A 15,082-nucleotide genomic window follows, 5' to 3' on the forward strand; every position below is an offset into this window, starting at 1 on the left:
CGTTGGGTTGTCGTTTGATCGCTAATGACAGCTTTCGTCCCCACTTCGTCCCCAACTTACCCAAATCAACTCTATGGATAGAGTAGCACGATGTATTGTCGAATTGTAGTAATCAAAAGGGAAGAGGCATCTCATGAGATTCCTCTTTCCCTAACGAACAAAGGCTGGAAGCCTGAAACATACTGAATCCGGGGTTTTACAGCGTGCACTAGAATTGCGTAAAGAACTAGCATCGCGAAGCGTGGAGCAAATTATTCGTATCTTAGAGCTTGAAGGGCTGGCGGAACCTGGTGTGCTTAGACCGCGTACCGTTTCCCGCTATTTCCAGGAGCAAGGGCTGGAGTCCTAAAGACGTACGTCGGGAAGTAAAAAAAGCCTTTCGTCACTTCGAGCATGATGCGGCCAACGATTGCTGGCAGGCCGACACGAATCACTGGGGGTACATTCCGGATCCAAAGGACCCCAGCAAACGGAAGAAAGTATACTTGATCGCGATCATGGATGACCACAGCCGCAAAATGATGCATGGTGAGTTCTTTTATGAAGAGAGGTATCCACGACTGGAGCGCTGCGTGCAAAAAGCGGTGCTGAAGCATGACGTACCCCATATCTTCTTCTGCGATAATGGTTCTGTTTACAGCACCAAGCAGTTCAATATTATTTGTGCCCGAATGGGCACCAAGCTTATCCACGCCAAGCCTTACTCGCCAGAATCCAAGGGGAAAATTGAAAAGCTTCCGCTATGTAGATTCGATCTTTACTGATGAAGCGCATTTACTCATTAACCAAGGCAAAATTACGACCTTGGAGCAGCTCAACATCTACTTTCATTCGTGGATGGAGTCTTACAACAACCGTGTCCACCGTACGACGAAACAAACGCCGAAGCATAGATTTGAAGCAAGTAGTGAATCTATTCGCCATATGACAGCTGAAGAACTGCAAACCCTGTTTTTATGGGGGGAAGAGCGATCGGTGCGTAAAACATCCGTCGTTGAGATTGAAGGCAACGTCTACGATGTTGACACCTCGCTCAAAGGGAAGAAAATCCAGGTTCGATACAACCCATTTGATCTGTCGATGATTCAGATATGGAATGACGTTCGCTACGAGGATGCGAGATCGGCTGAACTACGTAGCCAGAAGCATTCTAAACTCCCCGCGGATCAGGAAGAAGCACAGACAACAGCCATAGGTTCTAACTATTTAGAGCGTCTAAAGGCAGAGCAAGAAGCGAAAAAGCGCAAAGAGCTTGGGACGACAAGCTTTGCTAAGCTCAAGGAAAAGAAGAAGCGGGGTGATTTGCCATGCTAGCCTTCTTCGGGATGAAACAAGCCCCTTTCACACGAGAGATTGCGCCGGAGCAATTATTCCACTCCACCAGCCAAAAGGAAGCGATGGCGCGACTAGAATATGCTGTTCAGGAGCGTCAAGCCTGCATGTTAACCGGAGAAGCCGGGATGGGCAAAACGACCATGGTGCGCGCTTTTGCCAAACAGCTTGAATCCTCTCGTACGCATTACGAATACATTTATGATTCAGCGCTTACTCCCAAGCTGTTCTACCGAGAAGTGCTAGAGAGGTTCGGCATGAACGGGGCATCGCGTCCGACTGTGCTTAAAAGACAATACCAGACTTGCTTACTAGACTTGTATGAGCAAGACTAGAAAACAACGGTCATCGTTATTGACGAGGCACATCGTCTTTCAGAAACGATGATGCAGGAGGTTCGATTTTTACTGAATTTTAAAGAAGATTCCATATCACCACTGGCTTTAATCCTGATCGGACAACCTAGCTTACGCAACCAACTCAAGGCGAGACATCTGGATGCCATTGATCAGCGGATACAAACGAGATACCAGTTCCAAGGGTTCTCAGAAGACGAGGGCTTACATCCAGCACCAAGTCAGGGTTTCTGGATCGATACAGGAGATATTCTCGGAGGAAGCGTTGGTCGCGATTCACCAATTTGGTCATGGTGTGCCTAGAAAAATTAATACCTTGTGCAGCCAGTCACTATTAGATGCGTTCGTGCGTGAAAACAAGATTGTTGGTGAAGCGCATGTCCGCCGCGCTATGAACGAGCTGTAATTCCCGACACACATCTAGGCTGGATACTGTCGGTCAGTGGCAGTGCGGGTGACCGTGCGTGAGTTGCTACGTCAATGCCTCTGGCCATTCATCCGACAAGAAGACTGGCTGCAGACAGTATTTTCGTATTTAACATTAGAAGTATAAAATTCCTGTGACAAGAATCTTTCTTTAAAACCCTCTTCAACATCAAAATTATAGATAAATCGTGGAATAAGTAAGAAGGTAAGCGCTTTAATATTACAAATATTATACAAGCCCAAAAGTGCACTCATCTGTGTATTGAATATACAATCTACCCATAAATCATTGTAAGGGATTAATTCTAGTACTTCTTTCAAAATTATTACCCCACTTCATGTAATATAGTCTTAGCAAATATTGAATGAATATATTATTTAGGTTACTACTTAGGTATCTCTAGAAGCTAAATTGGCCCTTAAAAGCAGAAGTGAGTGAAGAAAGAATCGGAAGGTTTTGTTTGCGGAACGTAGCGATTATACTGCGGATACGAGCAAATTGCATTGCATTAGATAGCGTTCGATAGGAGCCAGATACTTTTATTTTAATTTTCACCATGCGAATGTCACGCTCGGCTTGGTTGTTATCAAAGGGAACGTAGGCATCACGAATAAAGCGAAGAATGGCTTCTTTGTGAAGCTGAAGTCGCTGCCCCAGATTTGCTGCTTTGCTCTTTTTCTTTCTGCCCGCTGGACGTACGTGTTCGGTATGTTCTCCAGTAGCCCATTCTTTCTGCCCTTCAATAAGAATGCCATCATAACGAGCTTCCATTGCTTGGAGCACCTCTTCTTCGAGCGCTACTCCTGCTGTGCGAGCTTTCTTCACCACTTCCCAGCTCTCTTGAAGAAATGCTTTCATATCAGTCGCCCAAGGCTGGTTATCATAGGTTTCAATGCCTATGCATTCGCGTAATAAATGAGCGTTACATAACGCATGGAGAAAGTTGTAGACCTCTTTGAAGTATGTGGCGTAGCAATCATGCACCAGTGTGTTTGTGAATCGAGGCAAGAAGTCCAGTTCCTTTATTGCATTGCTTCCACGGCTTTCATTAACGCCGATCAATGTCCAATCGGAATTGGACATCACATGTAGCCAGTGACCTTTCCTCTCTACGAGCAAGCCCGTTTCATCGGCGTGCACGACAGGGCTTTCTAATAACTGATTGCGAATGACACCTTCGAACGGTTCTAGTACTTCGGACATTCGCTTCATTGTAGTGAGTAAAGTAGCTTCACTAGGTCGATAACCGGTAAGATCATGAAAGAATTGGGAGATTCGCTCAAGCGGAATCATCTGATACATGTTTAAGTAGGTCGTCCATGAGGCAAAGCTTGCTCCATATTGAGTAGGCGCTTTTACCTGGTCGGGGAATGAAGCCTGTTGCAGGGTTTGACAGTTCGGACAGCATTTCTTCTGAATACGATGCTCGGTCACGAAAATGCATGGTTTTGGTAGATCGAACACTTGACGCTTCTCCCATTCAAGTTCCGGTACATCTTCGAGTGAACAAGCACATTGTGAACAGGTGGAAATCGTATATTCGACGATTTCATCAGGTCTGTCCGCCCTTCTTTCCGCCTGGCTTACGTTGATTAACTGGTTTACGCATGCCATCACTGGAAGGCGGTTTGCTGTTGTTTTTCGAGTTTTGACCCAGTTGTCTTTCCAAATCCTTCACTCGGTCTTCCAGTTGCTCGATTCGCTGGGCTTGCTGTTCAATGGTTTGAGTTAACATCGTGATAAAGGCTGCAATTTCTGGATCTCCTTTGCTGATTCCTAAGATTTGCTCTGGCGTTAGCTTCACGATGTAACCTCTTTTCCATTCTCTTATTTGTTTTCAATTCTATCTTAATTTCCAAGAGTTTCATATATGGGTACCTAAGTAGTAACTTATTTAGAGCAGTTGATAGGAATTATCACACATACCTTTCTATCATTATAATGCATTAATTTCAGTATTTACAATATCATCCTTTCCATCATAAATATTGTTTCCATTAGTCAATATATTTCAACTACTTCGCGAAGGACCATTAGATATAATATAAAATGTCTCTGTCAATGTGAGCTTCTCCTCTCAGTATAAGGATTACGAAGTGGAATTTATACATCCGACAACCGCGTCTCAACTCTTGCGTCGTAAAACAGTTTTACAGAAGTCGACTTATACTTCCAAGTGGCCCAATGAGCGCTAGCTTGTTTCCTGTGCGTTGCTCTGCTCTCGGTGCACTTTGCACAGCAATAGTTAAGGACACTTGTGATACCGTGTGGAATGTCGCTATTCGCAGTTTTAGCATTCTTCCTCCAGCTAATTCTAAAAAATGATTTGGTGGAATCTTGGGAGACTGCTCTCCCTTCTGTACCTTCAGTCGATCAGAGATCTGTCATTCGCCGTGGACTAACCAACTGTTATTCGTGTAATTTTCGGATGCTCAGCACTCGTAAACAGCCCTAAGTCCCTTCGATTGCAAATCGTCTACAAACTCGTTATGGCTCATCTTCCGCATCTCAAAACTTAGTACCGCTTGAATAAATTTGTCGCATCAGAATATATAAAACGATTAATTTTCGAGAGGGATAATGTTGTTTTTTATGCTAAATCATGGGATAATAAAGTCAATGTGTCATTTGGAAATGATTGAAAAAGTAATGCACTGCTTAAATAAACTGTTCCTAAAAAGGTTATATCTACACTAGTTGAAGTTAGGAAAAAAACATATTGGAGAGTGTTTAATGTGAACCATAATTTAAAAGATTCCTACATATCCTTTTTTATTGAGAAAGGTCATGCAAAGTTAGATTCAGCATCTGTAATTCCAGTAAATGACCCTACATGTCTGTTTAATACAGCCGGTATGCAACCTATTGTGCCATTTTTGTTAGGAGAGCCGCACCACCTTGGAAAGCGTTTAGTTAACTTCCAGAAATGTTTTCGATTAACTGATTTAGATTCTGTAGGAGACAAGACTCACCACACGTTTTTTGAGATGCTAGGCAATTGGTCGCTAGGTGACTATTTCAAAAAGGAGTCAATTACTTGGAGTTATGAGTTTTTAACAGAAAAACTAATGATTCCAATTGAAAAATTAGCAGTAACGGTTTTCGAAGGTAATGAGTTTGTGGAACGGGATGAGGAATCGGCCCAAACTTGGTTGTCTCTGGGTATTCCTAAAGAAAGAATTTCATACTTACCAGCTGAAGATAATTGGTGGCCTAGTTTGGATCAAACAGGGCCTTGTGGTCCAGATACAGAAATTTTTTATTGGAGCGATACTGAAAACCCTGCACCACCAAAACACGACCCAACAGACAATCGTTGGGTTGAAATATGGAACAATGTCTTTATGCAGTATAAACGTCTTGAAAATGGAGAATTTGTTCCGCTATCTCAAAAAAATGTAGATACAGGTATGGGCGTAGAGCGTGTAACTGCTCTTTTAGCTGGTGTAGATGATAATTACAAGACTGATATCTGGTTACCGATAATAAAAAAGATTGAAGACATATCAAAGAAAATATATGATGATGAAAACTATACAAAGTCAATTAGAATTGTAGCAGATCATATGAGGGCAATTGTAATGATTGCATCAGATGATGCTGGAATTCGTCCATCAAATACAGATAGAGGCTATATTTTACGAAGATTGATTAGACGTATGGTTAGATATATGAATCAACTTGGTGTCGATATTAGCACTGATTTCGAGACGCCTATTGTTGATATTATTGTAAGGCAATTTTCTTCATTTTATGAAGAAGTTCATAGAAATAAAGAACAAGTTTTAGTTGTTATTAAAGAAGAAAAAGATAAATTTGCTAAAACATTAGAAAAAGGTTTAGGAGAGATTAAAAAAGCATTATCCAAGCTTGAAAATGGTATTCTTCCAGGGGACGTTGCTTTTAAATTATATGATACATATGGATTTCCGATTGAATTAACCGAAGAAGTTGCTAATGAAAAGAATATTTCGGTTGACTTGGATGGATTTAGAGAAAAAGTTAAAGAACACCAAGATAAATCAAGGGTTGGTGCAGACAAAAAATTTAAAGGTGGCCTAGCTGAGTCAAATCCTCAGACAGCACGTCTTCATACGGCGACCCATTTATTGCAAGCTGCCCTTAAGAAAATATTAGGTAACGACATTTCGCAAAAAGGAAGTAATATTACAATAGATCGATTGCGATTTGATTTCAACTTTCCAAGAAAATTAACTAGTGAGGAAATACAACAAGTTGAAGATTTAGTTAATGTGATTGTCCAACAGGATCTTATTATTACTCACGAGACAATGAATATTGAAAATGCTTATAGGTCCGGTGCAATTGGAGTTTTTGGTGAAAGTTATGGTGAAAATGTGCTTGTTTACAATATAGGTGATTTTTCAAAAGAAATATGCGGCGGGCCTCATGCTAATTCAACTAGGGAATTGGGTGTATTTAAGATACTCAAAGAAGAATCTATTTCCTCAGGAGTAAGAAGAATTAAGGCTGTCACCCATTCTATTTGAGAAATTTAACTTTCAATAAGATATAAGAGATATTTCTGTATTAAATTAACTAAGTGATGTAAACTAAAAGGAATCATATATGGTGAACTGTAGGCTATCGAAAATTTTCGATAGCCTACAATTACCCACTTTTGAAAGTAGCCTCGTTAATATTGTAATAAAATCGCAAAATGTCCCGCTTGAATAAATGAACTGCCTTCAAGATAATCATCTTTCAAACTTAAATCCCTATAAACGACATAACGAAAACCCTGAGGCAGCTTTTCAGCCTTCGCAATTGTCGATGACGATTAAAATAAAATGAATCTTCAATTAATTTTTATAATTCTTGATAAAGTTTTCAGATAGTATAGGGGTAAAACCATTCGATTTATTATATAAGAAAAGTTCAACCTTAAGTCCGATTACTCTTTACGCTTTCTCCTCTAGATATAAAAAAGAACCCCCTAAAATGACCGAGAAGTTAACTCCAAGGTAACATTAGAGGGTGCCGTTACGAAAACACGCAGGTTCCACAAAATCTGAATATCACAATAATAGATCTTTCAAGTACTTTCTGACAACGGTTTCTTTATTTATTTTTTCGAATAATCCAAAAAATACAATCATCAGAGAAATTTTCAACTTCAATTGATTCCTTACATATCTCTGATCTTAGTTTACATTCTACAAGTTCAAAATTAGACTTAAGTATACAAGATACGATTTCTTCGTAAGTAGGAGAATGAATAAAGATTTCTGAATTAGTTTTATTTATTATGATATCTCCAAATTCAAAAAGTCGGTCATCTTGAATTCCTTTATCCCATTTCTGTTTTTCTTTCTTCCAGAAAGAAAGGTACTTTTTATCATTTCTATTATGAGTGGTAAAAATTAAATAACCTTTTGGTTTCAAAACTCTATTTATTTCTTTTAGCGCTTGAGTTCGATTTTCAATTGTAGGAATATGCATTAAACCATTAAATGAAAATAGAGAAAAATCAAAAGATTCATCATCATATTCTAATTTTGTCGCATTTCCAGTGTGAAATGGTATAGAGTAATTGTGAAAATTATTAATTTCATTAGCTCTAGTAATCATTTCCTCTGAGAGATCTACACCAATTAAATTTTTGTAACCCATTTTAAACAACGAAAAAGTTGTTCTTCCTGTGCCACACCCTATATCTAAAATATCTCCCGATTTATCAAAATATTTTTGAATTAACATACATTCGGATGTCCAAAGCCCAACTAGGCTAACTGCTTCATAGTAGTCGTTTACAATATTTTTATTATTAAATTGATGAGTTAGAAATTGATCATCAATACGCATATCCAAGTAACCTCCTTCTACCGCAAATATGAGTTATAGTACTATCACTTATAAGTAATTGTATTATCTGCATCCATTACTATGTTATACGGAACACCAAAACGATCTTGAAGGATATACATTAATTCAGTTGATCCCATTCCCGAATTTACTTTCAAAAACTTTTTTGCTGAGTCTATATTTTTTTTATAATTATTATAGTATTTTTGTAAGTAACATTGTATATCATTAATATATAATTTATAAGAAGGATCCTGCATTACTAGAACTTTAGTTATATCATCGAATAATGAAGACTTATTATATTTTGCGATATTAATGACAATTTTCTTTATCAGAGATTTTAATATATATCCTTGTTTTTTGTTTCCTGGAACTATTCCTTCTTCTACGAGTTTTTTTATTCCCTTCATAAAAGACAAAATGTATTTTGCATCTTCTTTATTTAATCCTAAGCTTATTACTCCCAACAGGTTTTTTTTGTTACTCTCAAAATTAAAATAATCAATACCGTTTTTATATGATAGTAACCTTTCAACACCAAAACCAATATCAATATATTGTTTATTTATAATGGGATTATTAATAATAATAAAGTTACCCAAAGCTAAATGTCTATCGCAATCACAAAAAAAATCACACGAATCATTACACTTTGGTCTATTAGGGTGAATATATGCTAAGGACATACCTACTCCGTAGAAATCATAACATTCTCCATATTTCCAACGTACAGTGTATTTATCTGTATTTTGATCCAATGTATAATAGGGCCTTGAGATAGTCTTTTTCCAAAGATCAATTAGCATGCCATCTTGTGAGTGTATTACCGCAAAAAGATTATCCTCTGGAATATTCCCGACTTCTTTAATAAAATTTATCCAATCCTTCATTACTCGATTAGCTTCTGTAGCTAAAGATGCTACACCTAACATAGTGAACATCATATAATCTGTCATATTGTTTCTAAAACATTGTTGTACGATAGCTGTGCTATCTAAATTTTCCCCAACTTGTATTTCTTCCTTAACTCTTGCAATAGTTGAGTTTATAAACAATAGTGTTGGATCATCAGTTATGATGGAATCATCGTCTAATATTGAGTAATTCAAACTTTTGTAGTAATTTGTGAATTTTAAAACTATTTCTTCTACTTCAATTATCACTTTATTGAACCTCCTTTAAAGGAATGTTCCTCCTCAACTAGCAAATCAAATATAGTTTGAAGATTAATCCGACAGCAACTAATCTATACTTATGATGTCTATTGTTTAGGTCATAAGAAGAAAGCAAAGTTTCAAACTTTGCTTTCCATCCTCTTTGAAAGAAAGAGAATACGTAAAAGAAAAGAAAAAATTTACTTACTCCATCATTTCTATTTTTGTCCTATTAGTAGATAACTTAATGGTACCATACCTTGATGCTCATCGAGTTTATTGTAAATCCCTGCGATGTCATTCGGTAATTCCTTAAACATTTTTATAGAGAAATTATTCTCAATAATAGCAGATACAATATCTGAAGTCTTATGCATAAACCAGCAATTTTGCTTACCATGATCATTCGTATGCCCTATATAGTCTAAGCTATTAAAACTGTATTGAGCACCTGAAAAAAAGTAAGGCCGTATTATTTCAAACTGGGATTTTTGTAACTGTCTATCATCATTAATAATTTCTGTTATTGGGTGCATATCATAAATAACCAGTTGTCCATCTTCAGCTAGCCAATGAAACACCTTTTGAAATAGTAAATCTAAATCATGAAGCCATCGAAGTGAGCCAGTTGTAAAAAGGACTATATCAAACATGCCTTCAAACTCTACAGACTGTAGATCATAAATATCACAGTTATAAAATTTGACTTCTTCAATTGCTTCAGAAGTGTTAATTCTTGCTTCTTCAATACTAAGGCTAGAAATGTCTACACCAACGCATAGATTTGCTCCATTTTTTTTTAGCGCAATTAGTTCGAGACCATTATTACAACAAATTTGTAATATTTTTTTCTTAGAGAAATTAACTTTATTATCAAGATTCGTTAACACTAACTCAGGAAATACTTTTTCCATTTCGTATTCTAGTTTGATCCCTTTTTCCTGCCGGGCTTTTTGGTGCAGTGTGGTAGCATACTCCCATGCCTCTTTATTTATTTCTGAATACTTTTTATTTTTGTCCATGTTTATTTTCTCCTGATCAGAATACCATTGCAGTATAAATAGTCTAAGTTCATGTGAATAAATGACTTTATAGCATCTTCTGGTGTTTCCACAATTGGCTCCCCTGCAGCATTAAATGATGTATTTATTAGCATGGGGATATTTGTAATGTTCATAAATTCTCTTATAAGACTGTAATAATTCAAATTAGACTCTTTTGTGACGAGTTGAATTCTCGAGGTTCCATCAATATGAACTACTGCTTTAATTAACTCTCTTTTTTCTTCTTTACAATAGGAAACTTTAAGCATATACTTGTCCATATATTTATCAATATCATTAAAAAATAGGTGTGCAAACTCACTTAAAACAGAAGGCGCAATCGGTCTAAAAAGTTCTCTCCCTTTTAATGTATTTACTCGATCTCTTATCTCATCAAAACGTGGATCAGCTACAATACTTCTATTCCCAAGGGCCCTTGCGCCATACTCACTCTTTCCATTATAAAAACCTATAATATTGCCTTCTGATATTAATTTTGCAGTTAGCTCAAATACATTACCTTCTTTACAATCTACAATAGATACATCCGAGTTGAATTTTTCAATTATTTTCATACTAGCGTCTTTGTTATAATTTAAGCCTAAATACATGAATTCATCATATGTCTTCTTAGGCATTAATACATTATTAGACATATCAGACTTTAATATACTGCAATAGATTGCATTACCTAAGGCTTGTCCTGGATCGCTCGGATAAGGAGGAACGAATACATCACAGTTTAAATTAGTTTCGATTTCTCTATTCATAATTCCATTTAGAGCGATCCCACCAGATATACAAACGTTTTTTATTCCTGTGAGTTTTTGCAAGTAGTCAATTTTCTTTACTGACCATTTATTTAGTTGACTTTGTATAAAATATGCCAAGTTTTTATAATCGCTTGATTCTTGAAAATCCTTGTTGTTGCCTTCAACTATACTAACATTATTCATTTCGAAAAAATTCCAGATATCATTGAAGCTATCATATGTTTCTTTTATGTTTGAGTATAAACTACCATCTTCATTCATTCCCCATAAATCTAGTTGCTCATACTCTTTGGGAAGAGTACCATATGAACTTAATCCCATTGTCTTTCCTACATTTAAATATGAGCCATAGCCCACATATTCGTTAAATTTGTTATATGCTTTTCCAAATGCAACCGATCCAGGCGCAGCAAAATCTCTTCCTATTAAAACTATCTCATTTCCTTTCGCCCAAAAATAACTATTCCTTTCACAGTAATTGTACATAATGTTTTTTGACTCATCATTTTTCCCGAAAAGTAAGCTACCCTCATTATCTGCGACCACTATAATAGCTTCATCGAATGGCGATAAGTAATATGCAGCACATGCATGTGAGAGATGATGTGAGCCTAATACAACTAATTTTTCCGGTGTGCTTTCTATTCCTATTTCCTTTAAATGCAATTTAATCATTTTTTCTCTCGGAATCATAGCATTTCCATAAAAACTGATGCAAAAATAATCAATATCTTCAACCGTTAGATTATTCTCGATTAATATGGCTTGTAATGATGCTTTAAAACCACCTTCATCTTTAATTCTTGAAATTCTATCTTCAGCTAGTGCATTCTTTATTTTACCATCGATTATCAGGGCACATGAACCGGAGTTTACTGTCATCATTGACGAATCAAACTGTGAGTTTATTCCTATAATCTTCATGTTATTCTCCTTAAAATTGGACTTTGAGCAAGCTATACTTTGTTAAATATGATTAAATAACTTAGGTACTTTAACTTGTGATTTGATTTTAAGTAGCAATTATAAATGTTTCAATTAAAATAGTTCTACCCATCTATTGGGATAAATACTTTTTCTGAATCTTAATACCAGAACACTATATCCCTGATATTTCCTTAATTCATTACTCATCATTTTGATATTATATAGTCTATTAAAGATTGCATCTGATACGTTTTTATCCTGAATGTTTAATCTTTGGACTGCTGCAGCGGTACTGCAATTACAATAATATTTAATTTCTTCAATAGTTTCAGGTTCAATACTGTTTTTATCTTCATATATTATTTCAAATTTATTATACATTCCCATAATTTCTTTATAGCTTTCGGTGGTTGGTCTTATTCCAAATACGGACTTTGCCCTATCTAAAACTTCATCTGGAACTTCACTTGTTACAAAGAATGGAGAGGCGAGGATATATCCACCATCATGTAAAAACTCAATGCAGCGATCCATCATTTTCTGCGGATCAGGGAAGAACTTCAATCCTCCACCTATTAGAATATGGCTAAATTTTTCATCTGATTGGAATTGATAACCATCGCACTGAACATACTCTATCCTAGAATTTGGTGAAAAGGTTTCCTTATTATAACGTGCACTTTCAACTGCGTATGGAGATAGATCAAAACCTATTCCACTACAATTAGTTAGGGTTGCTGTTTCTCTTAGTTGAAATCCTGTAGTACTTGCAACCTGCAGTAGTCTAGAATCGCTATTTACTTTCCCATAATTAATCCACTTTGAAATAGTAGTAAATGCTCCAGGTAACACATTCCACTGATTAATAAATCCTACAAAGTCTGTATATCCCAGTTCATCAATAAATTTTTTTGTTATCATAATTATAGCTCACTCCTAATATTAGTATATTATTTAATAATTAATGTCTTTACTTTTCCTGTTTTAGGATCTGATAAAATTTTATCAACAATTTCGAAGGTTATTATTACATCATTACCTAATAATTTTCTTAACTCCTTTTCATAAAACATAATTACTTCAGATTCTTTATCTTTATTTCTCAAGTTAAGTACCAATGTCATAGAAGATTCAGAGTCTTTCACAATTTGATATTGGTCAATAATATATTCATTGCTTGTCTGATTAACTATATTTGTAAGTGAAGATATAAGAATCGCATGAATTGTTTTACCACCAATAGTAAAGAATTCAACTGATCTACCTTGTTTCAATAAAAGCGTATACTCCTTCCCACATTTACATTTTTCATTTGTAACAAGTCCAATATCCCCTATTCTATATCTAACTAATGGCCAAGATTTGTTGGACATGGTGGTAATAACAAGTTCGTTATCATTTATCTTATTATTATAGATAGATTCAACAAATACATCCTGATCAAAAATATGAGAGTTATTGTAATTACAAGTATACGCTATAGCCCAAAACTCACTTGATCCGTAATGATTTGCAACAGGTGAATTTAATGTGCTCTTTAGCCAATTAATAGTTTCTTCAGAAATAAACTCTCCAGTGACCTCTATTAATTCAAATTTGTGATTTAACAGATTATTCTTTTCAACTACGCGAGCTAAATTTACAATAGATGAAGCTGGACCCCAAATGAACTTTGGTTTGAACTTTAATATTTCATTCCAGTATTGCTCTAGCTTTTCCTCACTTAAATCAAAGGATGATAAGTATAATTTATTTTCTTTGAGAAATATGGAATCTGTAATAATGGAGTCTGAATATGTCCTTACAGCATAGAATTGTGCCATTTTGTCTAGAGGTCTAAGTGATGGTGCTATAGACCTTCTTGCCCTCCATAGTTTTTGGGCATAGATTAAACTTTCAGCCTTAGATTTATAGCAAATTAATTGCAATCCCTGAGTACCACTTGTAGTTTCCACTTCTAATGATTGAACATCTACTGTATTAGAAATAAACTTCTTAGAATCATTGTTAATGCTATCCTTTTTTAAAATAGGTAGTGTTTTAAAAAAATCGTATGTGAAATTATCTAAACTAGGCAATTCTAGTTTAATAAGTTCTGAATAATAAGGTACTGTATTAATACAATGCTTCAACATTTCATATAATTTACTTTTTGAATGGTCAAAGTATAAATCTTCCATCAGCATTCTCCTCAAAGTCTTTCCATATTTGTGACTCCATAGGACCTTCGCTTCCTTGGTACTTACCATTGTAAAGTACAATATCCCCTACCGTTTTCCAAAATGTAACTTGACCTATAGGCATATTTCTATACACCTTCAATGGTTGAATTACATGTATCTGCAGAGTCCATTGGTTTATTGAACCGATATCGATTAAGTCTGCAGTGATATGTACAAATAAACCTAATCTTCCGGTAGAAGATCTTCCTGTCATAATAGGTACATATTTTGTGCTCCCCATTGTTTCCAATGTATAGCCTAGATAGAGTTTGTCAGGAAATAACACAATTCCTTCGTCGGGGATATTTATTATTTCTACTTCTTGTTTCTCCTTTGGATCTATTAAGTTATTTTTATACACCTTCAGATAGTCACCCAAATGGAAATTGTAAGAATTCGGATTAATATTGTTGTTGTCAAATGGTGAAATGTAGATTTCCCCAATTTTATGTTTGTTGCAAATCTCTTGACCAGTGAGAATCATTACACCACCTCCAATGCTAACTTATTATAGAATTCGCTTATATGGGGTTCATTGTATTTGTGATATAAACCATTGTACAAACTGGTTTCTCCTTGAACTTCCCAAAAGCTGACTTGACCAATTTTCATGTATGCATAGACTTTTAGAGGTTGAACTGTGGTTAATTCAAGTGTCCAACAATGTTTGGCTCCAAGATGACCAAGAGGAGCAGTAATTTGGAGAAACAGACCTAAGCGCCCAACAGAAGATCTTCCTATTAATTGAGTTACGTAGTAATCACTCCCTATCTCTTCAACCGTGGATCCCAAATATAATTTATTGGGCACTAAAACCAGACCTTCTTTTGGTATTTCTATCCTCTTAAAAGAAGTTTTTTGTTTTGAGTCAATAACGCCATTTTGCAATTCATAAATTATTGGTGCTAACCTATAGTTATAGCTATTCGGATTAATATTCTCTCTAATATACGGTGAAATGTGTATTCGTCCACTTTTTACTTGCTTTTCTATTTCTAATCCAGTGAGTATCATTTTAC

General features: G+C 35.8%; 14 protein-coding genes and 1 pseudogene. 5 read left to right on the forward strand and 10 right to left on the reverse strand.

Annotated features, from left to right (window positions below):
• Positions 1-290: 290 nt before the first annotated feature.
• From EKN16_RS19355 to EKN16_RS33120, 4 genes and pseudogenes are all read left to right on the forward strand, one after another.
• Complete coding sequence (locus EKN16_RS19355; RefSeq protein WP_164522890.1) at positions 291-764, forward strand: DDE-type integrase/transposase/recombinase; 474 nt, start codon at positions 291-293, stop codon at positions 762-764.
• Positions 727-1,314: a Mu transposase C-terminal domain-containing protein gene (locus tag EKN16_RS19360; protein WP_125660884.1), complete on the forward strand. Its 588-nt coding sequence runs from the start codon at positions 727-729 to the stop codon at positions 1,312-1,314. The genes EKN16_RS19355 and EKN16_RS19360 overlap by 38 nt, the downstream gene beginning before the upstream one ends.
• Positions 1,315-1,460: 146 nt before the next feature.
• Positions 1,461-1,991, forward strand: a pseudogene (locus EKN16_RS19365) (ExeA family protein).
• Complete coding sequence (locus EKN16_RS33120) at positions 1,897-2,094, forward strand: AAA family ATPase (protein WP_232016567.1); 198 nt, start codon at positions 1,897-1,899, stop codon at positions 2,092-2,094. The pseudogene EKN16_RS19365 and the gene EKN16_RS33120 overlap by 95 nt, the downstream one beginning before the upstream one ends.
• A gap of 420 nt (positions 2,095-2,514) precedes the next feature.
• Here EKN16_RS33120 and tnpC read toward each other — a convergent pair whose 3' ends face one another.
• Both tnpC and EKN16_RS19375 read right to left on the reverse strand, forming a co-directional pair.
• Positions 2,515-3,729: an IS66 family transposase gene (gene tnpC / locus EKN16_RS19370; RefSeq protein ID WP_125660887.1), complete on the reverse strand. Its 1,215-nt coding sequence runs from the start codon at positions 3,727-3,729 to the stop codon at positions 2,515-2,517.
• Positions 3,668-3,919, reverse strand: a complete 252-nt coding sequence (locus EKN16_RS19375) for a DUF6444 domain-containing protein (protein WP_125660890.1) — start codon at positions 3,917-3,919, stop codon at positions 3,668-3,670. The genes tnpC and EKN16_RS19375 overlap by 62 nt, the downstream gene beginning before the upstream one ends.
• Positions 3,920-4,850: 931 nt before the next feature.
• Between EKN16_RS19375 and EKN16_RS19380 the strand changes: the two genes are divergently transcribed.
• Positions 4,851-6,626: an alanine--tRNA ligase gene (locus EKN16_RS19380; protein WP_125660892.1), complete on the forward strand. Its 1,776-nt coding sequence runs from the start codon at positions 4,851-4,853 to the stop codon at positions 6,624-6,626.
• A gap of 571 nt (positions 6,627-7,197) precedes the next feature.
• Here EKN16_RS19380 and EKN16_RS19385 read toward each other — a convergent pair.
• The 8 genes from EKN16_RS19385 to EKN16_RS19420 form a co-directional block, all read right to left on the reverse strand.
• Entirely contained in the window at positions 7,198-7,941 is a 744-nt protein-coding gene (locus EKN16_RS19385; RefSeq protein WP_125660896.1) for a class I SAM-dependent methyltransferase, read from the reverse strand.
• Between the two features lie 44 nt (positions 7,942-7,985).
• On the reverse strand, positions 7,986-9,107 hold the full coding sequence (locus tag EKN16_RS19390) for an alanine--tRNA ligase-related protein (protein WP_125660899.1): 1,122 nt from the start codon (positions 9,105-9,107) through the stop codon (positions 7,986-7,988).
• Positions 9,108-9,316: 209 nt separating this feature from the next.
• Positions 9,317-10,120: a class I SAM-dependent methyltransferase gene (locus tag EKN16_RS19395; protein ID WP_125660902.1), complete on the reverse strand. Its 804-nt coding sequence runs from the start codon at positions 10,118-10,120 to the stop codon at positions 9,317-9,319.
• Positions 10,121-10,122: 2 nt separating this feature from the next.
• On the reverse strand, positions 10,123-11,838 hold the full coding sequence (locus EKN16_RS19400; RefSeq protein ID WP_125660905.1) for a carbamoyltransferase C-terminal domain-containing protein: 1,716 nt from the start codon (positions 11,836-11,838) through the stop codon (positions 10,123-10,125).
• A 114-nt stretch (positions 11,839-11,952) separates the two neighbouring features.
• The gene (locus EKN16_RS19405; protein WP_125660908.1) at positions 11,953-12,762 is read right to left on the reverse strand and encodes a class I SAM-dependent methyltransferase; all 810 of its coding nucleotides are present in this window, start codon (positions 12,760-12,762) and stop codon (positions 11,953-11,955) included.
• 29 nt (positions 12,763-12,791) lie between these two features.
• Complete coding sequence (locus tag EKN16_RS19410) at positions 12,792-14,021, reverse strand: phenylacetate--CoA ligase family protein (RefSeq protein ID WP_125660913.1); 1,230 nt, start codon at positions 14,019-14,021, stop codon at positions 12,792-12,794.
• Positions 14,002-14,547 carry a dCTP deaminase gene (locus EKN16_RS19415; protein ID WP_125660916.1) on the reverse strand — a complete coding sequence of 182 codons (546 nt, stop codon included), beginning with the start codon at positions 14,545-14,547 and terminating at the stop codon, positions 14,002-14,004. The genes EKN16_RS19410 and EKN16_RS19415 overlap by 20 nt, the downstream gene beginning before the upstream one ends.
• Positions 14,547-15,077 carry a dCTP deaminase gene (locus tag EKN16_RS19420; protein WP_125660919.1) on the reverse strand — a complete coding sequence of 177 codons (531 nt, stop codon included), beginning with the start codon at positions 15,075-15,077 and terminating at the stop codon, positions 14,547-14,549. Before EKN16_RS19420 ends, EKN16_RS19415 begins: the two co-directional genes overlap by 1 nt.
• Positions 15,078-15,082: the final 5 nt, after the last annotated feature.

Source organism: Paenibacillus baekrokdamisoli, assembly GCF_003945345.1.
Taxonomy (GTDB): domain Bacteria; phylum Bacillota; class Bacilli; order Paenibacillales; family Paenibacillaceae; genus Paenibacillus_Z; species Paenibacillus_Z baekrokdamisoli.